The organism is Sandaracinobacter sp. (assembly GCF_041909755.1).
GTDB lineage: Bacteria > Pseudomonadota > Alphaproteobacteria > Sphingomonadales > Sphingomonadaceae > Sandaracinobacteroides.
Genome location: NZ_JAYRCW010000043.1, coordinates 1 through 21598, shown reverse-complemented (window position 1 = coordinate 21598; position 21598 = coordinate 1). Strand labels below are relative to the sequence as shown.

The window sequence follows — 21598 nt, the reverse complement described above, 5'->3', positions numbered from 1 at the left end:
TCTGGCGGTGCGGTTGACAGCCGACGCCGGGCAGGGCCGCAGCAACTATATCCTGACCTTCGACGACATTTCGCAGCAGCTGTCGGACCAGCGCCGGGCGGCCTGGTCCGACGTCGCGCGGCGGATCGCGCACGAGATCAAGAACCCGCTGACGCCGATCGTGCTGTCGGCCGAGCGGCTGAAACGCCGCTTCGGGCCGGCCGTGGGCGACGGGCGGGAAACCTTTGATGAACTGACCGACACCATCGTGCGGCAGGTGGGCGACCTGCGCCGGATGGTGGACGAATTTTCCGCCTTCGCGCGGATGCCGACGCCGACCTTCCGGCTGGAGAATCTGGCGGAAATCGCGCGGCAGTCGATGTTCCTGGCCGAAGTGGCGACGCCGCAGGTCCGCTTCGCCTTCCATGCCGACGAGGATCTGCCGCTGTTCGTGTGCGACCGGCGGCAACTGGGGCAGGCATTCACGAATATTCTGAAAAATGCCTCGGAAGCCATTGCTTCAAAAGGAGATGGCGCCACTGGCTCCATCTGGATGTCGATCGAACGGCGGGGCGATGCGCTTGTGGTGGAGGTCGCGGACGATGGCTGCGGCGTTCCGCCCGAACTGCGCGCGCGCCTGTTCGAGCCCTACGTGACGACCCGCCCGCGCGGCACGGGGCTGGGCCTCGCCATCGTGAAGCGGATCGTGGAGGATCATCATGGCAGGCTTGACCTGGCGGACCGGGAACCCGCCGGGGCCGTCGCCCGGATGGAGTTCGATCTTGCCGCCAACCACGGATTGCTTCCGCCGCCCGACACCGCAACGTCAGACCCCGAACAGGTGACCAGCTAGATGCCGCTCGACATTCTCGTCGTCGATGACGAAGCCGATATCCGCAGCCTGATGGCAGGCGTTCTGGAGGACGAGGGCTATCGCCCGCGAACCGCCGCCGACAGCGACGCGGCACTTGCCGCGCTGGCGGAACGACGCCCGGCGCTGCTGATCCTGGACATCTGGCTGCAAGGCTCCCGCATGGACGGGCTGGAGCTGCTGGATGCCGTGAAGGCGAAGGATCCGGGTCTGCCCGTGCTGATCATTTCCGGCCATGGCAACCTGGATACCGCTGTGGCCGCGATCAAGCGCGGAGCCTGGGATTTCATCGAAAAGCCGTTCCAGGCGGATCAGCTTCTGATGGCAGTCGCCCGCGCGACAGAGACGGAGCGGCTGCGGCGCGAAGTGGACGAGCTGCGCTCGCTTGCCGGGATCGAGAATGAACTGACTGGGTCAAGCCAGCAGATCAATGCCGTTCGCGCCACGATCAAGCGCGTGGGGGCGACAGGCAGCCGGGTGCTGATCCAGGGGCCCGCCGGATCGGGCAAGGAAGTCGCCGCACGGCTGCTGCACAGCTGGTCAAGCCGGGCGGACCGGCCCTTCGTGGTGGTCGCCGCCGCCCGGATGGAGCCGGACCGGGTGGAGGAGGAACTGTTCGGGGAAGAGCAGGGCGGGGAGCTGGTGCGCCCCGGCCTGCTGGAAGTGGCCGACGGCGGCACCCTGTTCATAGACGAGGTGTCCGACATGCCGCTGACGACGCAGGCGAAGATCCTGCGCGTGCTGACGGACCAGAGCTTTCAGCGCGTGGGCGGCACCCGTGCGATCAAGGTGGATGTGCGCGTGGTGTCTGCGACCGCGCGCGATCTTTCCGGCGAAATCGCCGCCGGCCGCTTCCGCGAGGATCTCTATTACCGGCTGAATGTCGTGCCCGTCCGCCTACCGGCGCTGGCCGATCGGCGGGAGGATATTCCGCACCTCGCGGAATATTTCCTCGCGCGGCTGGCGGCGGAGCGGCGCGTGAAGACGCCAGCGATCACGCCGGATGCGATTGCCGCGCTGCAGGCCTTTGGCTGGCCGGGCAATGTCCGCCAGTTGCGGAACATCGTGGAGCGCACGCTGATCCTGGCGCCCGCCAACAGCACGGACCGCATCGATCTGGAGCATCTTCCGCCGGAACTGACGGCGGAACCGGCCCGGCTGCTGCCCGACCAGGCGGCGCGGTCGATCATGGGCACGCCGCTGCGGGAGGCGCGCGAGGCGTTCGAGCGCGAGTATCTGAAGGTGCAGATCCGGCGCTTTTCAGGGAACATCAGCCGCACGGCGGCCTTCATCGGCATGGAGCGTTCGGCCCTTCACCGCAAGCTGAAGGCGCTGGGCATCGCGGAAACCGACCGAGACGAACCGGAAGGCGCCTGATCGGACGGGGTTAATTCGAGGGCCTCCTTCAACTCCGGGTTGTGCGACGGCACCTCTCGTCATACATGTTCCCGCAGGCAGGCCTGCGCCTGCCGGCCGACCCCGGGCAACGGAGCGGGTGCGGGCGCCACTGCCCGCCAAGAGTTCAAGAAGGCAGTCTGAAATGGCCGAGAAGGCGAAGGCGAACGACAAGGCGAACAACCTGCAGGACGTGTTCCTGAATGCGGTTCGCAAGCAGAAGATTCCGGTGACGATGTTCCTGGTGAATGGCGTGAAGCTGCAAGGGGTCATCACCTGGTTCGACAACTTCTCGGTTCTGCTCAGGCGCGATGGCCATTCGCAGCTTGTCTACAAGCATGCGATTTCCACCGTGATGCCGGCAGCCCCGGTGCAGTTGTTCGATCCTGAGAAGGCGGACGACGAGGATTGATGGAACAGATTGACGCGCCGGCACTGGATCGGCGTGGTTTTGACCAGTCGCTGGGGACCAGTTTCGGCGCCCCGGCGATCGTGGTGCATCCCGTGCTGCCGGGGAAACCCGGCCCCGATGCCCGCTCCCCGGAAGCAAAGCTCGAGGAAATCGAAGGCCTGGCAGCCGCCATCCGCCTGGATGTGCGCGACCGCGAACTTGTGCGCCTGCGCACCATGTCGCCCGCGACCCTGCTGGGAAAGGGGCAGCTGGAACGCCTTGCCGCCGCGGTTCAGGCGCATGAGGCGGAAGTGGTGATCATGGATGCCGCGATCACCCCCATCCAGCAGAAAAACCTGGAAAAAGAGCTGAAGGCCAAGGTGATCGACCGCACCGGCCTGATCCTGGAAATTTTCGGCGAACGCGCGGCGACGGCGGAAGGCCGGCTTCAGGTGGAGCTGGCGCATCTGGAATATCAGGCCGGGCGGCTGGTGCGCAGCTGGACCCACCTGGAACGGCAGCGCGGCGGCTTCGGCTTCCTGGGCGGGCCCGGCGAAACCCAGATCGAAACCGACAGGCGGCTGCTGCGGGACCGGATCGCCAAGCTGAAAAAGGAGCTGGAGGCGGTTCGTCGCACGCGCACCCTGCACCGGGCGCGGCGGCAGCGCGCGCCCAATCCGATCATCGCGCTTGTCGGCTATACGAATGCCGGAAAATCCACGCTTTTCAATCGCCTGACTGGTGCCGAGGTGATGGCGAAGGACCTGTTGTTCGCAACGCTGGATCCCACGATGCGCGCCATCCACCTGCCGGGCGCTTCGCCGGGCGGCACCAAGGTCATCCTGTCGGACACCGTCGGCTTCATCTCGGACCTGCCGACCGAACTGGTCGCGGCGTTCCGCGCCACGCTGGAAGAAGTGATCGAGGCGGATCTGCTGGTGCATGTGCGCGACCTGTCCCACCCGGATACAGATGCGCAGGCAGCCGATGTGCGCGGAATCCTGGCGTCGCTGGGCGTGCTGGAAGGGGAGGGGCGCGTCCCCCTGATCGAGGCGCTGAACAAGGCGGACAAGCTGGACCCGGAAACCCATGCCGCCGCCATCGAGCGCGCCTCCCGCGATCCGGACGTGATCCTTGTGTCGGCGTTGACGGGGGAGGGCATCCCTGAACTGAAGGCCCTGCTGGCGCAGCGGCTGCAGGGCCCCGGAGAGCTTCACGACATCCGCCTGCACCCATCAGACGGCAAGCGGCTGGCCTGGCTGCATGCCCATGGCGAGGTGATCAGCCAGCAGGATGAGGGCGGACAGATCCGCGTGCAGGTGCGGCTGACCCCGGACGACGAGCGCCGCTTCCGGGCGCTGTGAGGCGGGCCTGTTCAGCCGGGCAGGGCGCCTTTGGCCGATTGCCACAACTGCTCCTGCTCATCCAGTGAAAGAGTTTCGAATCCAGCAACCTGCTCGATTTTCCTGAATCTTTGTTCGAACTTCCGGTTGGCCTGCCGCAGAGCCTCTTCCGGGTCTATCCCCAGCTTGCGGGCATAGTTGGCGGCCGCGAACAGCAGATCGCCGGCTTCCTCAGCCCGCTCCTCGTCGGTTTCGGCGGCAGCCACTTCGTCCAGTTCCTCGTGGATCTTCGCCAGCGGGCCGGATGCATCGGGCCAGTCAAACCCCTTGCGGGCCGCCCGGCTCGCGAGCTTTTCGGCGCGCGTCAGCGCGGGGAGGGCGAGCGCAATCCCGTCCAGTACCGACTGGCGCGGCTTTTCCGCGGCCTTGATCTCTTCCCATGTCGCGCGGACATCCGCCGCGCTTGCCGGGCCGGCATCGGGGCCGAAAATGTGCGGATGCCGCCGCTCCATCTTCGCGCAGATCGCATTCGCCACATCGGCGAGCGTGAAATGCCCGGATTCGGCCGCCATCCGGGCGTGGAACACCACCTGCAGCAGCAGGTCGCCCAGTTCCTCGCACAGGTCGACCATGTCGCCCCGCGCGATGGCGTCGGCCACTTCATGGGCTTCTTCAAGGGTGTAGGGGGCAATGGTCTGGAAAGTCTGCGCCCGATCCCATTCGCAGCCTCCGGGGTCGCGCAGCCGGTCCATGATGTCGGCGAGGCGGCCAAAGGCTTCGAGCGCCTGTTCCCTGTCGGTTCCTGTCATGGCATCCTGCTGGCGATCGAACGGGAGGCCTTCATGCCAGAAGCGAAGACGAAGCCAACGGAAATCTCCGTCGATGCCTATCTGGATGGCCTGGACTCAGACACCCGCCGGGCGGAGGGGAGGGCGCTGGACGCGCTGTTCCGCAGGGTGACCGGGTGGCAGCCCCGCATGTGGGGGCCATCGATCATCGGTTACGGGCGCTACAGCTATACCTATGAAAGCGGGCATTCCGGCGTGATGTGCGCAACCGGCTTTTCGCCCCGCAAGGCCGATCTGGTGCTGTATGTCCTGTCCGATCAGGCGGAAATTGCAGATCTGCTCGGACGGCTGGGCCGCCACCGAAGGGGGAAGGCCTGCCTGTATCTGAAGCGCCTGTCCGACGCGGACGAAGGCGTGCTGGCCGAGATCATAACCCGGGGCGTGCAGTCCGTTTCACAGCGTTGGCCGGTCGAGCCGTCTTAGGAGGCCTTTGACGCCATCATGGCTTCAAGTTGGGCCTTCATCAGCTGGTGCACATGGTTCACCGCCTTCAAAGGCCTGACCATCACTTTGAAATGGATGATTTTTCCGTCTGCATCAAAACGGATCATGTCGATCCCGTTCACCTCGATGCCGTCCAGCGTGTTGGTGAATTCCAGGATCGCGCCGCTGTCGTTCAGCCATTCACCCACATAGCGGAAACCTTCGCTGCCCAGCACCTTGTCGGCGCTCGCCAGATATTTGAAGGTGATGTCCCGCCCGCGCTGGGCCGTGTGAACAACCGGGCTTTCAAACACCACGTCCGGATGCAGCATGTCCCACAGGGCCTGCTTGTCATGCGATTTCAGGATATAGTCGTGCCAGCGATCCAGGCACGCGCGGCTGTGCGATGTGTCTCCCATGTGGGCAGACTTAGCCGAATGACGCGCCCCGGGGGACTGGCAAAGAGGAGGGTCATTCCCGCCCCATAGCAAGTCCGATAATCTATATTATGTTAAGTCCAAGTTGCTTTCTTTCGGATAGGACGGCGTCCCTCCGCAAGGCCGCAGGACAGCACCAGCACCCATTTGTGCGCCAACACGCCCGAATACCGCCCCCACCCCAATCCCGCCAAACCGCGCGCTCGCCGGCATCCGGTTGAAATCATTCGCCGCCGCAAAGCCCGGCCGATTCGCGGCCATCCTCAGCCAACCCGCCTGCGACGACATGTCCCGCCAATTCTCAACCAATCAGATTGGATAAACTGCCCTGAATTCCGGATGAATTCTCGCATTTGGTGCATACGCAGGATGACTTTCTGCATATCCGTAAAACTTCCGAACCAAATTCGTCCGGTTTCATGACTAGACTATTGCATCCGCAGAAACCGCGTCGGATGCAGGAAAGAACAGAACATCCTGCCAAACTCAACATAAGGGTCAGGAGATTCTACGATGCAATGGGGGTTTCAACGCAAACTGTGCCATATTCACCGCGTCGCGTTTCTGACGGGAACTGCGCTGGCCGCCGGGGCCGTTTCGCCCGCGGCCTTTGCCCAGGCTGACACTGCCGTCGCGCCCGAAGAGGAAATCATCGTGTCGGCGCTTCGCCGCGACACGAACCTCCAGGATACGCCGATCGCCATTTCGGTCGCCACCGGCGTCACGCTGGAACGCAGCGGCACCACCAGTTTCACCGAACTCACCCGCACGGCCCCTTCCCTTCGCATCGTTGATTCCGGCCCCGGCAACCGCCGCGTCCTGATCCGGGGCATCCAGTCCTCCGGTGAACCGACCGTCGGCGTCTATTACGACGAAGTGCCTGTTTCGGGCTCGGTTTCGACGACATCGGATTCGGCCGGCACCACGCCGGACTTCCGCCTGTTCGACGTGGAGCGGGCGGAAGTGCTGCGCGGACCGCAGGGCACGCTGTTCGGCTCCGGCTCGATGGGCGGCACGATGCGCATCATCTTCCAGAAGCCGGACGCCACCGGAATCGACGCCGCCGTCAGCGCCAGCATGAGCAGCGTGAAGGGCGGCAATCCCGGCATGTCGGTCGATTCGATGGTGAACCTGCCGATCGTCACCGACAAGCTCGCGATCCGGCTTGTGGGCAATTTCAACCAGTTCGCCGGCTATGTGGACAACAGCCACTATGGCTATCGCAACATCAACGACGGCCACAGCTATGGCGGGCGCGCCCTGCTCCGCTGGGAGCCGATCGAGGATCTGACGATCGATCTCGCCGCCTTCTACGAAAAGGTGGCGACGGACAGCCCGCGCTGGATCCAGGAAGTGGGCGAGCTTTATGTCACCAACGGCCGGTCGGAATCCGGCAACTATGACACCAACCGGATCTACTCGGGCACGCTGAAATATGATTTCGGCCCGGTTTCGATGACGGCCATGACCGCCTGGTTCGATCGGGATCGCACCGCTGTGGGTGACGTCTCTGACACCTTCAACGGCCGCGACACGGCTGCCGGATGCCAGCGCTATCTGCTGCTGAACGCCAGGGCCTGCACGCCGACGGAGCTTTCCAGCTATCTGACGGCCACGCGCGAAATCCAGACCTCCAGCCTGTGGCAACCGCAGACGGTGAAGAACTGGGTCAGCGAACTGCGCTTCAACTCGACGACGGACGGCCCCTTCCAGTGGACCGTCGGCGCCTTCCATGAAAAGCGCGACACGGTCGTCCGCTCCACCCTTCTGCTGGCCGATCCGCAGACGGGCTGGCTGCTGGATCCGAACGATCCCTACAACATCCGCTATGACCGCACGATCAACGACTATCTGCGCCAAACGGCGGTGTTTGCCGAAATCAGCTACAAGCTGTTCGACCAGCTCACCCTCACGGCGGGCACCCGATACTACAACTTCAAGAAGACGGTGGGCGGCCGGATCGACGTCGGGCAGATCCACTACAGCTCCCGTGTGACGCCCTACACCGAGGTGACGAGCAAGGAAGACGGCTTCATCTACAAGTTCAACGTCTCGTGGGAGGCGAAGGACGGGCTGATGCTCTATGCACAGGCCGCGCAGGGCTTCCGGCCCGGCGGCGTGAACCAGGTGATCGGCCTGCCCGCCGAGCTCGCCGGCTACAGCTCCGACAGCCTGTGGAACTATGAACTCGGCGCCAAGACGACGCTGGCGCCCGGCGTCTATTTCAATCTCGCCGGCTACCGGATCGACTGGAACGACATGCAGGTGTCGGCCCGGACGGCGGGAACCGGATCGGTGTTCGGCCTGATCTCCAACGTCGGCTCCGCCCGGATCTGGGGCGCCGAAGCCGAACTGTCCGTCCGGATCACGCCGGAACTGTCGTTCAACGGGAATCTGGGCTTCACAGATGCGCGGCTTGCCGAAGATCAGGTCAGCACCATCGTCGTGGCCTCGGGCCGGAAGGGCGACCGTCTTGTCGCCGTGCCGCGCTGGACGGCGGGCGCCTCGCTTGAATATCTGAAGTCCGTGGGCGACACGATCGACCTGCTCTCCCGGATCGATTTCGCCCATGTCGGGAACAGCTATTCGACGCTGTCCGAAACCGACATCTATCGCCGGGAAAGCCCGGCCTATCAGATGGTGAATTTCAGGATCGGCCTGCAAGGTGCTGACAATGAATGGAATGCCGCGCTGTTCGTGAACAATGTGTTCGATGTGCTGGCGATCAACAGCATCGGATCCAGCTCGAACACGGGCGGTCTCACCACGGTTTACAGCACGCCGCCCCGCACCATCGGCCTCAGCCTCGGCCGGCGCTTCTAGCACCGGCCCCTCCCCTGCCGGACCTGCCCGTCGCTTGGGGCGGGCAGGTTCCCAGGCTGGATTTCCTTGAAAGGTGAACGAGATGCGCCCGACGAAACATCTGTCCGCAAAGCTGCTGTGCGCGGCTTCCCTTGTTGCCGCAGCAGCCATCGCGCCGGTCATGGCGGCCACCAACGTCCCTGCCCCGCCCCGCCAGCAGGGCGAGGGCGCTGGCCCCTTCAACCGGATGGTCATCCGCGGCGCCACCCTGATCGACGGCTCCGGTGCGCCACCGCGCGGCCCCGTCGACATCATCGTGGAACGCAACCGGATCGTGGAAATCCGGCAGGCGGGCACGCCGGGCCTGCCGATGAAGCCAGACCGGGAGCCCCGGACCTTCGACTATGAGCTGGACGCAACCGGCATGTATGTGATGCCGGGCTTCATCGACATGCATGTCCATGCCTCCGGCGACGACAAGGCCCCGGACATGGGCTATTCCTACAAGCTGTGGCTGGCCCATGGCGTGACCACGGTTCGCGGCGTCGGGCTTGCGCCGATGGACATTTCACTGTCCGAACAGCGCCGCTCCGCCGCGAACGAGATCGTGGCTCCGCGCATCTTCACCTGCGCCCGGGTGGGCGAAGGCAATGGGTGGGCGAAGAAGCCGACCCACACGGCGGACGGCAGCCGGGCCTGGGTGCAATGGGCGGCCAAGGCCGGGATCGATTGCATCAAGTTCGGCATCGGCGCGGACCAGGGGCCCGAAGCCTTCAAGGCCGCGGTGGACGAAGCGAAGAAGCAGAAGCTGGGCACCACGGCCCACCTGTCCCAGATCGGGGTTGCGCGGATGAACGCGCGTCAGGCCGGCGATGCCGGGCTGGGCACGGTGACGCACTTCTATGGCCACATGGAATCCCTGCTGAAGCGCTACAAGATCCAGCCCTGGAGCACGTCGTACAACTTCAACGACGAGCAATACCGGTTCGCGGAAGTGGCCGACATCTGGGACGAGGTCTATGGCCCTGGCACGGTGGAGTGGCAGGATTATCTGAAGGCCCAGCTGGAACATGGCGTGACGTTCGATCCGACCATGACGATCTATGCCGCAAGCCGGGATCTGATGCGCGCCCGCAACGCCGACTGGCACGACAATTACACGATGCCGCAACTGTGGGAATTCTTCCAGTCTAGCCGGGTGAATCACGGCAGCTACTTCTTTGACTGGACCACGCGCACCGAAGTCCAGTGGCGCAACTTTTACCGGAACTTCATGGCGCTGGTGAACGACTACAAGAACATGGGCGGCCGCGTGACGGTGGGCACCGACAGCGGCTTCATCTTCAAGACCTATGGCTTCGGCTACCCCGAGGAAATGGAGATGCTGCAGGAAGCCGGCTTCAACCCGCACGAAGTGGTGCAGGCCGCAACGCTGAACGGCGCCCTCACCCTCTATGAGCCCAAGGGCGTGGTGGACCCGCCGATCGGGCAGGTGCGCGTGGGCAAACTGGCCGACCTGGTGATCGTGAAGGAAAATCCGCTCCAGAACTTCAAGACGCTTTACGGCACCGGCACGCTTCGTCTGAACGAACAGACACAGAAGCTGGAACGGGTCGGCGGCGTGTCCTACACGGTGAAGGACGGAATCGTATACGACGCCAAGAAGCTGCTGGCAGATGTGGCCCAGCAGGTGCAGGCTGAAAAGGTGAAGCGCGGCTGGCCCGAAAAGGGCGTTCCGCGGAATTGACGAGGGATTGCAGGCCGGCTCCCAGTCGGGTCGCGGCCGGCCTGCCGCAAGAAAGAGAAGGGGATTGCATGCGGACGAAGAACTGGAAGCGGGGGGCGCTGCTGGCCGGCGCGCTGGTGGCGATGCAGATGGCGGCGCCCGCCCTTGCCCAGCAGGCCCAGCTGAAGGGCGCCCCGGCGCGCACGGCCGAGGAAAGCATGGGGCCCTTCCGCAAGCTGGTGATCCGCAATGTCACCCTGATCGACGGCACCGGCGCCCCGCCGCGCAGCCGCTTCGACATCGTGATCGAGGGCAACCGCATCACATCGGTGAAGCAATCCGGCTGGCCGGGCCTGCCTTCCAAACCCGGCCGTGAACCGACGGATGCCGATCACGAGATCGACGGCACCGGCATGTATGTGATGCCGGGCTTCACCGACATGCACGTCCACCTGCCCGGGCCCGACAAGGCGCCTGACGCATCCTATGCCTACAAGCTGTGGCTCGCGCACGGCGTGACGACGGTTCGCGGCGTTCCGCTCGCCGGCAATGATGTCGCGGTTTCGGAAAAGGCGCGCTCTGCCCGCAACGAGATCGCCGCCCCGCGCATCTTCAATTATCAGACGCCCGGTTCAGGCTGGTCCGGCGGCACCGTGGACAGCGTCGCCAAGGCGCGGGCCTGGGTGCAATGGGCCGCCAGGAACGGGATCGATGGCATCAAATTCTTCAACGCCCCCAATGAAACGCCGGAAATCTTCGCCGCGCTGATCGACGAGGCCCACAAGAACCGCATGGGCACCACCGCCCACCTGTCGCAGATGGGCGTCGCCAATTTCAACGCGCGGCAGGCCGCTGCCGCCGGGCTGGACACCATCACCCACTATTACGGGCACATGGAATCGCTGCTGAAGGATCGCACGATCCAGGATTTCCCGCCCGGCTATGATTACAACAACGAGCAGCACCGCTTCGGCGAGGTGGCCGAGATCTGGAACCAGGTTCATGAACCCGGCACGCCGGAATGGAAGGATTATCTGGAGGAGCAGAAAAAGACGGGAGTCGCGTTCGACCCCACCTTCAACATCTATGCCGCCTCCCGCGACCTGATGCGCGCGCGCACCGCGGAATGGCATTCCACCTACACGACGCCGCAGCTGTGGAGCTACTTCCAGTCTTCCCGCGACAATCATGGCAGCTACTTCTTCGACTGGTCGACGGAGAATGAATTCGCCTGGAAGAAATTCTACGGCCGCTTCTTCCAGATCGTGAACGATTACAAGAACATCGGCGGCCGGGTGACGGTGGGAACCGACAGCGGATTCATCTACAAGACCTATGGCTTCGGCTACGTCGAGGAAATGGAGCTGCTGCGCGAAGCCGGCTTCTCGCCGCTGGAGATCGTCCGTTCGGCCACGATGTGGGGGGCCGACAATCTCTACAAGCATCTGGGCGGCAACGCGCCGATGGGTGTGGTGCGGCCGGGCATGCTGGCGGATCTGGTGATCACCAGCGAGAACCCGCTGCAGAACCTGAAGACGCTCTATGGCACCAAGGCGCTTCGCCTGGACGACAAGACCGGCAAGCTCGAGCGTGTCGGCGGCGTTCGCTACACCATCAAGGACGGCATCATCTATGATGCGCCCAAGCTACTGGAGCAGGTGGCCGCCATGGTGAAGGCCGAGCGGGAACGGCTGGGTGCGCCGGTGCCCAATGCGCCGGCGGCAGCCCAACCCTGATGCCCGCAGGCCGGGACGGATCAGATCGGAATGGCCGTCCCGGACTTCACTTCCTCGAGCACCGCATAGGTGCGGGTTTCGCGCACGCCCGGCATGGTGGTGAGCGAATCCCCGAGGAAGCGGCGATAGGCGGCCATATCGGCCACGCGAACTTTCAGAAGATAATCGAAACCGCCCGCAACCATATGACATTCCATGATTTCAGGCATGCGCTTCATGGCGTCGGCGAACTGTTCGAACACATTGTTGGTCGTCCGGTCGAGCAGCACCTCGATGAACACCAGCAGCGACCGGTTCAGCAGCGCCGGATCGAGCAGCGCGACGATTCCCTTGACATAGCCCTGTTCGCGGAGCTTGCGGAGACGATCGAAGCAGGCGGACGGCGAGATGCCGGATGCCGCCGCCAGTTCCTGGTAGGTAATGCGTCCGTCCGCCTGCAGCGTACGAAGAATATTCCGGTCAATCACATCAAGCATCGAAGATCCTCCGGTATGATCGTCTACAATCGAACGACCGCCGGGGAAAGCCCTTTCAGGGCCAGGGGGAGAGCCGCATGAGCTGGAACAGCCGCAAGACGATCGGATCGGTGGATGATGTGCATGAACATCATCGGCTCACCCCAACGCTCAGCTGGCCGCACCTCGTCGGGCTGGGCGTCGGCGCCATCGTGGGCACGGGTATCCTCACCCTGATCGGCGTCGGCGCAGACAAGGCCGGTCCCTCGGTGATCCTGTCGTTCGTGATCGCCGGCCTGATCTGCGCCTGCGCCGCGCTGTGCTACGCCGAAATGGCGGTGATGATCCCTGCGTCCGGCAGCGCCTATACCTACAGCTATGTGGTGATCGGCGAGCTGTTCGCCTGGATCATCGGCTGGAGCCTGATCCTGGAATACAGCCTCGTCGTCAGCGCCGTCGCGGTCGGCTGGTCCGGCTATGCCGCGCCGCTGCTGCAATCGACCTTCGGGGTTCCGATGGAGCTGATGCAGGCGCCCGAACTGGGCGGTCTCGTCAATCTGCCGGCCATCCTGATCATCGGTGTCGTCGCGGGCCTGCTGATGGTGGGCACCAGGGAAAGCGCCACGCTGAACGGCATCCTCGTCGTGGTGAAGATCGTGGCGCTGATCGTGTTCGTGGCGGTCGCCCTGCCCGCCTATGATCCGGCCAATCTCTCCCCCTTCATGCCCTTCGGCTTCGGGAAGTCCATGGGGGCAGACGGCGTCGAACGGGGCGTTATGGCGGCGGCCGCGATCATCTTTTTCGCCTTCTATGGCTTCGACGCGATCGCCACCGCCGCGGAAGAAACCAAGGATCCGGGCCGCAACCTGCCGCGCGGAATCGTCGGCTCCATGATCGCCTGCATCCTCATCTACATGGCAGTCGCGGCGGTCGCCGTGGGCGCCCTTCCCTTCCAGCAATTCGCCAACAGCCCCGAACCGCTCGCGCTGATCCTGCGCGAGCTGAACAAGCCCTGGGCTGCAACCTATCTCGCCGGCTCGGCGGTGATCGCTCTCCCCACAGTGATCCTCGCCTTTTTTTATGGTCAAAGCCGCATCTTCTTCGTCATGGCGCGCGACGGCTTGCTGCCGCGCGCCATGGCGAAGGTGTCGAAGCGCGGCACGCCAGTGCGGATCACCCTGTTCACGGCGGTCATCGTCGCCGTGATCGCGGGGCTGTTCCCGCTGGCGGAGATCGCGGCGCTTGCCAATGCCGGCACCCTGGCGGCCTTTGTCGCCGTCGCCATCTGCATGCTGGTGATGCGCCGCCGCGCGCCGGATGCGCACCGCCTGTTCCGCACGCCGGCCGCCCCGCTGGTGGGCGGAATCGCGATCCTCGGCTGCCTTTATCTGTTCATCAGCCTGCCGGGCACCACGCAGCTCTATTTCCTGATGTGGAACGGCATTGGGCTCGCCCTCTATCTGCTGTTCGCCCACCGGCGCAGCCCCGCACGGTGACGGTTTGTTCGGAGTCATCCAGATTTCCCGAACAGGCTTCGGGTTTCTGAAAAACATGGCAAAAGACTTCCTGTATCGACCTCGTTATATGGAGATCATTCGGTATCGGAGATTTTGATGTCTGCTTCCCCTTCCCGGTCGGCGCCTTCCGGGTCGACTCCATCACATTCGGCCCTGTCCTGGGATCTGCTGGACGACGGCAAATATGCCGACGAGGCGAGCGTCGTCCGCGATCTGCTCGCGGCGTCGCCGCTGTCCCGTCGGGAACGGCAGGCCATTATGGCCTCTGCCACGCAACTGGTTGAGCAGGCGCGGAAATCGAACAAGAAGCAGGGCGTGGTGGAAAGCTTCCTCCAGCAATTCTCGCTGGGCACACAGGAAGGTCTGGCGCTGATGTGCCTGGCGGAAGCCCTGCTGCGCATTCCCGATGCCGAAACGCAAAGCCTGCTGATTTCGGAAAAGATTTCCGCCGGAGACTGGGAGGCCCATCTCGGCCAGTCGGACAGTCTGCTGGTGAACGCCTCCACCTGGGGGCTGATGCTCACCCAGCGCTTCGTCGATGTCGATCCCGAAGCGAAGAAGGATCCCGTCGCCTGGATGCGCCGCATCACAGGGCAGCTGGGGCAGCCCGTCGTCCGCACCGCGGTCGGCACGGCCGTGCGCATCATGGGCGAACAGTTCGTGATGGGCCGCACCATCGGCGATGCGCTGAAGCGCGCCGAAAAGGAAAAGACGCTCTGCTCGTTCGACATGCTGGGCGAAGGCGCCCGCACCGAGGCGGATGCCGATCGCTATGAGCGCATCTATGCCGACGCGATCATCGCCGTGGGCAAGGCGCGTGGCCGCGATCTGCCGCCCGAAGACGGGCATGGCGTTTCCGTGAAGCTCTCCGCGCTCTGCCCCCGCTATCAGGCGGTGCAGGAAGCGCGCGTGTGGGATACGCTCTATCCGCGCCTGCTGCGGCTGGCGGAATCGGCCGCCGGCCACAATCTGAACCTCACGATCGACGCGGAAGAGGCGGACCGGCTGGTGCTTTCGCTGAAGCTGGTGGAGCGCCTGTCGCGCGAACCGTCGCTGGGCGGGTGGACTGGCCTCGGCGTGGTGGTGCAGGCCTATCAGAAGCGGGCCGTACAGGTGATCGGCGCGCTGAAGGCGCTGTCGGAAGCCAGCGGCCGCCGCCTGATGGTCCGCCTTGTGAAGGGCGCCTACTGGGATACGGAAATCAAGCTGGCCCAGATGAACGGGCGGCCTGATTATCCGGTTTTCACCACCAAGCCCGCAACGGACCTCAACTATCTGGTCGCGGCGGAAGCGCTGATCCTGGCGGCGCCGCATCTCTATCCGCAGTTCGCCACCCACAACGCCCATACGCTGGTCGCGGTCGGGCAGATGGCTGACCGGCGCGGCGTCCGCATCGAAAGCCAGCGCCTGCACGGCATGGGCGAGGCGCTCTATGAAGCCGCAGGCCTCGCGCAGAAGGTGCGCGCCTATGCGCCCGTCGGCAGCCATGAAGAACTGCTGCCCTATCTGGTGCGCCGCCTGCTGGAAAACGGCGCCAACTCCAGCTTCGTCCACGCTTTGCTGGATGAACGGGTGCCGGCCTCGCAGGTCGTGGCGGATCCGATTTCCGCAGTCGAAGCGGCGCCCGGGCGGCATCCGAAGATCCCGGCGCCCGCCGACCTTTATGGCCCGCACCGGCTGAACCCGCTGGGCCGGGATTACAGCATCAAGGCCGCGCGCGACCGGGCAGCGGCCGCCACCGCCTCGCTTGCGACGATCGTTGCTGGCCCCATCGTCGGCGGCGAGCTCGTCACCACGGCGCCCTCCGCGCCGGTTGCCAGCCCCGCCGACGCCACGGTTCTGGCCGGTCTCGTCCACCCGTCGACCGCCGCCGACATCGATCGCGCCGCGACCCTCGCCAAGGCGGCCTTCCCCGCCTGGGACGAAGCGGGCGGCCCCGCGCGCGCGGCCATCCTGCGCCGCACGGCAGACCTGCTCGAAGCCGACATGGACCGGCTCGTCGCGCTGCTTTCCCGCGAAGGCGGCAAGACGCTGACAGACGGTGTTGCCGAAGTGCGGGAAGCCGTTGATTTTTGCCGATATTATGCCCGTCTTGCAGAGCGTCAGTTCGGGGAGGCGAAGGCCCTGCCCGGCCCCGTCGGGGAAAGCAATTCGCTGGCGCTGGCCGGGCGCGGCACATTTGCCTGCATTTCGCCCTGGAACTTCCCGCTGGCGATCTTCACCGGGCAGGTCGCAGCCGCGCTCGCCGCCGGCAACGCCGTGCTGGCGAAGCCGGCAGAGCAGACCCCGCTTGTCGCGGCGGAAGCCGTCCGCGCCTTCCACAAGGCCGGGCTTGATCCCCGCCTGCTGGCGCTGCTGCCCGGCGACGGGGCGACGGTGGGGGCCGCGCTCGTCTCCCACCCGCTCGTCGACGGGGTCGCCTTCACCGGCGGCACCGAAACCGCCTGGGCCATCAACCGCTCCATCGCCGCGCGCAACGGCCCGATCCTGCCCTTCATCGCCGAAACCGGCGGCCTGAACGCGATGTTCGTCGACACCTCCGCGCTCAAGGAACAGGTGGTGGATGATGTGCTGCTGTCGGCCTTCGGCTCGGCGGGCCAGCGCTGTTCGGCGCTGCGCATCCTCTATCTGCCCGAAGAATCGGCAGACATGATGATCGAGACGCTGCTGGGCGCGATGGACGAGCTGCAGCTGGGCGATCCCGCCGATCCGCGCACCGATGTGGGGCCGGTGATCGATGCAGAGGCGCGCGATGCGCTGGACGCCCATCTTGACCGGCTGACGCGCGAAGCGAAGATCCTGGGCCGGATCGATCCGAACGGCCTGAAGGCGAAGGGCATGTTCTTCGGCCCCGTCATCGCAGAAATCCCGACGCCCGATTTCCTGGAACGCGAAGTGTTCGGCCCGATCCTCCACATCTACCGCTACAAGGCGGGCGAGTTCGACGAGATCGGCCGCCGCCTCGCCGCGCGCGGCTATGGGCTGACACTCGGCATCCACAGCCGCACCGACCGCTTCGTGGAGCGCGTCCGTGCACTGGTGCCGGCGGGCAACTGCTATGTGAACCGCTCGATGACGGGGGCGGTCGTGGGCGTTCAGCCCTTCGGCGGCGAGGGACTTTCCGGCACCGGCCCCAAGGCGGGCGGTCCCCACGCGCTGATCCGCTATGCCACGGAACGGACGCTGACGGTGAACATCGCGGCGACCGGCGGCGATCCCGCCATCCTGAACCTTTGACGGGCGCTCAATAGCCCAGATATTTCAGGATCAGCACCAGCCCGAGAATGATGGCGGTCCAGATGCCCAGCATCTGGGCCACCTTGGCCGAGCCCAGCGTGTTCAGGCGCCGCCAGTTCAGGGCCAGGATCAGGGCCAGCGTGGCCAGCAGGCTGACAATCGCGAAGGTCATTGCGCGCCCTCCCAGATGCGGCCGTCCCATGCCGGGCTGACCATCGGCGGCAGCTCGGCTGCCAGTTCGTCATGGTCCATGCTCTGGTCCATATGTGTCAACCAGGCCTCGCGCGGGCGGGCCTCCCGGATCCAGGCCAGCGTCTGTTCCAGATGGCTGTGGGTCGGGTGGGGGGTGCGCCGCAGGGCGTCCACCACCCACAGATCCAGCCCCTCCAGCAGGGGCAGGCTCTCCGCCGGAAAGCCGCTGACATCGGTGGAATAGGCGATAGAAACGCCATCCGCCTCAAAGCGATAGCCGATGGAATGGATCGGCCCATGATGCTGGCGGAACGGGCGCACGCTGATCGGGCCGAAGCGCATCACGTCGCGGATCAGGTGCGCCTTCGCCGTCGGCGGATAGCCCTGCCGCCCCGCGAACACATAGCGGAAGCGGGTGCGCAGCCCGGCTCGCGTCGCCTCGTCCATGTAACAGTCGATCTCGGTGCCCGTGGCATGGAACAGCGGCCTCAGGTCATCGATGCCATGGCTGTGATCGGCATGGTCGTGCGTGAACAACACCGCCGTCAGCCAGGCGATATCGGCATCCAGCAGCTGTTCGCGCAGATCCGGCCCGGTATCCACCAGCAGCCGCACATCGCCCGCTTCCACCAGGATGGACACCCGCCTGCGCCGGTTGCGCGGGTTGGCGGGATCGCAACGCCCCCAGTCATTGCCGATGCGCGGCACCCCTGAGGAGGTTCCGCAGCCCAGCACCGTCAGTTTCATTAACAACTCATCTTTGCAAAAAGAGTCATGGTGTTACGGCTGGTTGTTTCCATCAATTCTTCAACCGGATCGCCGCGCAGGTCCGCCAGGAACTTCGCCGTATGCGCCACATAGGCCGGCTCGCACACCTTTCCGCGCATCGGCACGGGGGCCAGGAAGGGGGAATCCGTCTCGATCAGCAACCGGTCGGCCGGGATGGTCTTCGCCGTGTCCTGCAGGTCGCGCGCGTTCTTGAACGTCACGATGCCCGACAGCGAGATATAGGCCCCCAGCTCCAGGCAGGCGGCCGCCAGCCGCGCCGATCCGGTGAAGCAGTGGATCACCATCGGGAAAGCGCCCTTCGCCGTCTCCCGCGTCAGCATGTCAATGGTGTCGTCCTCCGCGTCGCGCGTGTGCACCACCAGCGCCAGCTGTGTTTCCCGTGCCGCCGCGATGTGCGACAGGAACGAGCGCCGCTGCCGCTCCCTGTCGGACTTGTCATAGAAATAGTCGAGGCCGGTTTCCCCGATCCCCACCACCTTCGGATGCGCGGCGGCAGCCACGAGCCGCGCCGTGTCGATGTCGGGGTGCTGATCCGCCTCGTGCGGGTGAATGCCCACGGTCGCGAACACACCGGCGTTGCGCTCCGCCCCGCCGATCACATCCGCCCATTCCGTCTCCCGCGTGGAGATGGAGATCATGGCCGACACGCCGGCGCCCTGCGCCCGCGCGATCACGCCCGCCTCGTCCTCGACAAGGCCCGGATAATTCAGGTGGCAGTGGGAATCGATCAGCATGCGGCCCATGTGGCCTGTCCGGTAACGGGTTTCAATCTCGGCGCCACAGGCTAGAACCGTCGGATGCTCCGCAAGATTCCTTCAGAGGCCTGGCCCGGCATCGTGCTGCTGCTGTCGGCCGTCACCGCCATGACGATCGCCAATTCCGCCTGGGCGCCGATGCAGTCGGATTTCCTGCAGAGCGTCGGCACCGTCAGCTTCCGCAGCCTCGAAATCTCGATGACGCTGACGGAGTGGGTGAAGAACCTGCTGATGGCGATCTTCTTTTTCTATGTGGGCCTGGAGCTGAAGCGGGAGCTGATGGAGGGCGCGCTGTCCAGCATGTCCACCGCGCTGATGCCGCTGATCGCGGCGCTGGGCGGTGTGCTGCTGCCGGCCGGCATCTACCTGTTCGTCACCCGCGGCACCGGCTTCGAACATGGCTGGGCGATCCCGGCCGCCACCGATATCGCCTTCGCGCTGGGCGTCGTCGCGCTGCTGGGCAGCCGCGTGCCCGCGCCGATGAAGGTCTTCCTGCTGGCCGTCGCCGTGGTGGATGATCTGATCGCCATCCTGGTGATCGCCTTCTTCTACACCGATTCCCTGCACACCGGCTGGCTGGCCGGCGTCGCGGCCTTCTATATCCCCATGCTGCTGCTCACCCGGCGGAAGAAGAACTGGCACGGCATGTACATGCTGCTGGCGATGCCCATGTGGGTGTGCATGCAGATGTCGGGCGTGAACCCCACCATTGCCGGCGTGCTGGCGGCGCTGGCCATCCCCATGCGCAACGACAAGGGCGAATCCCTGCTGATCGATCTGGAACACAGCATGCGGCCCTATGTGCATTATGGCGTGATGCCGGCCTTTGCGCTGGCCAGCGCGGGCGCCGCCGCCGGCAGCGGATTTGCCGCCGCAGTCGGCCATCCCGTCAGCATCGGGATCGGCCTTGGCCTCATCCTGGGCAAGCCTGTCGGCATCACGCTGGGCACGCTGATCGGCAGCACGCTGCTGAAGGCGAAGCGGCCGGGCAGCCTGCCCTCCATCATCGGCATGGGCTGCGTCGCCGGCATCGGCTTCACCATGAGCCTGTTCATCGGCAAGCTCGCCTTCCACGGCAATGGCGTGGAACTGGCGGTGAAGATGGGCGTCTATGGCGGCTCGCTGATCTCGGCCTGCATCGGGCTCGCGATCCTCGCCTATGTCCACCGCACGCCGACAGCCGATGCGGACGAATCCGACATCTTCACCGGCGGCGGAGACGCGACGCACTTCCGCTAGCGGCAGCTCAGCCTTCGTCCTCGGCGGGCTCCACCCAGCGCGGGAACACGCCCTGCGGCGGCGGCAGCGCCGTGCCCGGCACCAGACGGGCGTCGAACGCGCCGAAACTGCGGCCGTCCCCACCCACGGCCAGCTGATCCAGCAGCTTCGCGGCGCTGTCCGGCATGGCGGGCTGCACCAGCAGCGCGATGCGGCGGATGCACTCGGCGGCATGGTACAGCACCACGTCGGCGCGCGCCGGGTCGGTCTTGCGCAACGCCCAGGGGGCCATTTCGTTCAGATAGCCGTTCACCGCGCCCACCCGCGCCCAGATGGCGTCCAGCGCCAGGTCGGGCCGCACGGCGGCATGGGCCGCCCGCGCCTCGGCCAGCATCCCCGAAACCTCGGCCAGCAGCGCTACGTCCGCCTCTGTCGCGGGCCCGTCCGGCGGCACGGCATTGCCGCAGTTCTTCGCGATCATGCTCAGCGTGCGCTGCGCCAGGTTCCCCAGATCATTCGCCAGATCGGCGTTGATCCGCCGTCCGATCGCCTCATGGCTCCACTCGCCATCCTGCCCGAACTGGATCGCCCGCAGCAGATAATAGCGCAGCGGATCCACCCCGAAGGTGTCCGACAGGCCCATCGGCTCCACGATATTGCCCAGCGATTTCGACATCTTCGCGCCGCGGTTCAGCACGAAGCCATGGCCGAAGATCCCGCGCGGCAGCGGCAGCCCGGCAGACATCAGGAAGGCCGGCCAATAGATCGCGTGGAAGCGCACCACGTCCTTGCCGATCACATGTAGGTCAGCAGGCCATTTCGCTTCCCAGCCCTCCGCCGGCCAACCAGAAGGCGTCAGATAGTTGGTCAGCGCGTCCAGCCACACATACATCACATGGCCCGGCGAATCCGGCACCGGCACGCCCCAGTCAAAGCTGGTGCGGCTGATCGAAAGATCCTTCAATCCTCTCTCAACAAACGCCCGCATCTCGTTCAGACGGTTGGATGGTTGCACGAAATCCGGCTGCTCGGCATACAGCTTCAGCAGCGCATCCTGATAGTGGGAGAGGCGGAAGAACCAGCTTTCCTCCACCGTCCAGGCGACTTCGGTTCCGGTCGGCGCCAGCTTCGTGCCGTCGTCGGCCACGATCAGCTCGTCCTCGTCGAAATAGGCTTCGTCCCGAACCGAATACCACCCCTCGTAGCGGTCGAGATAAATGTCTCCGGCCTCGACCAGCTTGCGCCACAGCGCCTGCACCACGGCCTTGTGATCCGGGTCGGTCGTCCGGATGAAGCGGTCGCGGCTGATGTTCAGCCTGTCGCACATGGCGATGAAATGCTGCACCATGCCGTCCACGAACTGCTGCGGCTCCACGCCGTCCTTGCGCGCGGCCTGGGCGATCTTCAGCCCATGCTCGTCGGTGCCCGTCATGAAATAGGTGTCGCGCCCGTCCAGCCGGGCAAAGCGCGCAAGCCAGTCGGTC

General features: G+C 65.2%; 17 protein-coding genes and 1 pseudogene. 11 read left to right on the top strand and 7 right to left on the bottom strand.

Annotated features, from left to right (window positions below):
• The 4 genes and pseudogenes from ACE3O8_RS07565 to hflX form a co-directional block, all read left to right on the top strand.
• Positions 1-832: PAS domain-containing sensor histidine kinase (locus ACE3O8_RS07565; RefSeq protein WP_374388380.1), on the top strand; the 832-nt coding region annotated here is incomplete at its 5' end.
• Entirely contained in the window at positions 833-2227 is a 1395-nt protein-coding gene (locus tag ACE3O8_RS07560) for a sigma-54-dependent transcriptional regulator (protein ID WP_374388378.1), read from the top strand.
• Positions 2228-2390: 163 nt separating this feature from the next.
• A pseudogene (gene hfq / locus ACE3O8_RS07555) lies at positions 2391-2648 on the top strand (RNA chaperone Hfq); the annotation flags it as partial.
• Between the two features lie 8 nt (positions 2649-2656).
• Positions 2657-4000 carry a GTPase HflX gene (gene hflX, locus ACE3O8_RS07550; protein WP_374388376.1) on the top strand — a complete coding sequence of 448 codons (1344 nt, stop codon included), beginning with the start codon at positions 2657-2659 and terminating at the stop codon, positions 3998-4000.
• Positions 4001-4011: 11 nt separating this feature from the next.
• Here hflX and mazG read toward each other — a convergent pair whose 3' ends face one another.
• Positions 4012-4788 carry a nucleoside triphosphate pyrophosphohydrolase gene (mazG, locus tag ACE3O8_RS07545; protein ID WP_374388374.1) on the bottom strand — a complete coding sequence of 259 codons (777 nt, stop codon included), beginning with the start codon at positions 4786-4788 and terminating at the stop codon, positions 4012-4014.
• Positions 4789-4821: 33 nt separating this feature from the next.
• Here mazG and ACE3O8_RS07540 point away from each other — a divergent pair, with 33 nt between their 5' ends.
• Positions 4822-5250: a DUF1801 domain-containing protein gene (locus ACE3O8_RS07540; protein ID WP_374388372.1), complete on the top strand. Its 429-nt coding sequence runs from the start codon at positions 4822-4824 to the stop codon at positions 5248-5250.
• Here the strand turns inward: ACE3O8_RS07540 and ACE3O8_RS07535 are convergent.
• The gene (locus tag ACE3O8_RS07535; RefSeq protein ID WP_374388370.1) at positions 5247-5669 is read right to left on the bottom strand and encodes a nuclear transport factor 2 family protein; all 423 of its coding nucleotides are present in this window, start codon (positions 5667-5669) and stop codon (positions 5247-5249) included. The genes ACE3O8_RS07540 and ACE3O8_RS07535 overlap by 4 nt on opposite strands.
• Before the next feature lie 531 nt (positions 5670-6200).
• Here ACE3O8_RS07535 and ACE3O8_RS07530 point away from each other — a divergent pair.
• The 3 genes from ACE3O8_RS07530 (at position 6201) to ACE3O8_RS07520 (ending at position 11951) form a co-directional block, all read left to right on the top strand.
• Positions 6201-8510 carry a TonB-dependent receptor gene (locus tag ACE3O8_RS07530; RefSeq protein ID WP_374388368.1) on the top strand — a complete coding sequence of 770 codons (2310 nt, stop codon included), beginning with the start codon at positions 6201-6203 and terminating at the stop codon, positions 8508-8510.
• A gap of 82 nt (positions 8511-8592) precedes the next feature.
• Complete coding sequence (locus ACE3O8_RS07525; RefSeq protein ID WP_374388366.1) at positions 8593-10236, top strand: amidohydrolase family protein; 1644 nt, start codon at positions 8593-8595, stop codon at positions 10234-10236.
• A gap of 122 nt (positions 10237-10358) precedes the next feature.
• A complete protein-coding gene (locus ACE3O8_RS07520; RefSeq protein WP_374388383.1) occupies positions 10359-11951 on the top strand; it encodes an amidohydrolase family protein in 1593 nt (530 codons plus the stop codon).
• A gap of 20 nt (positions 11952-11971) precedes the next feature.
• Here the strand turns inward: ACE3O8_RS07520 and ACE3O8_RS07515 are convergent, their stop codons facing one another.
• Complete coding sequence (locus ACE3O8_RS07515) at positions 11972-12457, bottom strand: Lrp/AsnC ligand binding domain-containing protein (RefSeq protein ID WP_374388381.1); 486 nt, start codon at positions 12455-12457, stop codon at positions 11972-11974.
• A 47-nt stretch (positions 12458-12504) separates the two neighbouring features.
• On the opposite strand from ACE3O8_RS07515, the gene ACE3O8_RS07510 reads away from it, so the two are divergent.
• Both ACE3O8_RS07510 and putA read left to right on the top strand, forming a co-directional pair.
• Entirely contained in the window at positions 12505-13902 is a 1398-nt protein-coding gene (locus tag ACE3O8_RS07510; protein ID WP_374388364.1) for an amino acid permease, read from the top strand.
• A gap of 117 nt (positions 13903-14019) precedes the next feature.
• Positions 14020-17160 carry a bifunctional proline dehydrogenase/L-glutamate gamma-semialdehyde dehydrogenase PutA gene (gene putA, locus ACE3O8_RS07505; protein WP_374388362.1) on the top strand — a complete coding sequence of 1047 codons (3141 nt, stop codon included), beginning with the start codon at positions 14020-14022 and terminating at the stop codon, positions 17158-17160.
• A 7-nt stretch (positions 17161-17167) separates the two neighbouring features.
• Here putA and ACE3O8_RS07500 read toward each other — a convergent pair whose 3' ends face one another.
• From ACE3O8_RS07500 to ACE3O8_RS07490, 3 genes are read right to left on the bottom strand one after another with little or no spacing between them, the layout of a single operon-like run.
• Positions 17168-17332 (bottom strand): hypothetical protein, encoded by a 165-nt coding sequence (locus ACE3O8_RS07500; protein WP_374388360.1) that lies wholly within the window; start codon positions 17330-17332, stop codon positions 17168-17170.
• Positions 17329-18099 carry an MBL fold metallo-hydrolase gene (locus ACE3O8_RS07495; protein WP_374388358.1) on the bottom strand — a complete coding sequence of 257 codons (771 nt, stop codon included), beginning with the start codon at positions 18097-18099 and terminating at the stop codon, positions 17329-17331. The genes ACE3O8_RS07500 and ACE3O8_RS07495 overlap by 4 nt, the downstream gene beginning before the upstream one ends.
• A complete protein-coding gene (locus tag ACE3O8_RS07490; RefSeq protein WP_374388356.1) occupies positions 18099-18875 on the bottom strand; it encodes a TatD family hydrolase in 777 nt (258 codons plus the stop codon). The genes ACE3O8_RS07495 and ACE3O8_RS07490 overlap by 1 nt, the downstream gene beginning before the upstream one ends.
• A gap of 63 nt (positions 18876-18938) precedes the next feature.
• Between ACE3O8_RS07490 and nhaA the strand changes: the two genes are divergently transcribed.
• Positions 18939-20135, top strand: coding sequence for a Na+/H+ antiporter NhaA (gene nhaA, locus ACE3O8_RS07485; RefSeq protein ID WP_374388354.1), 1197 nt, complete (start codon positions 18939-18941; stop codon positions 20133-20135).
• A gap of 7 nt (positions 20136-20142) precedes the next feature.
• On the opposite strand, the gene metG is transcribed toward nhaA, so the two are convergent.
• On the bottom strand, positions 20143-21598 hold a 1456-nt coding region (gene metG / locus ACE3O8_RS07480), incomplete at its 5' end, for a methionine--tRNA ligase (protein ID WP_374388351.1).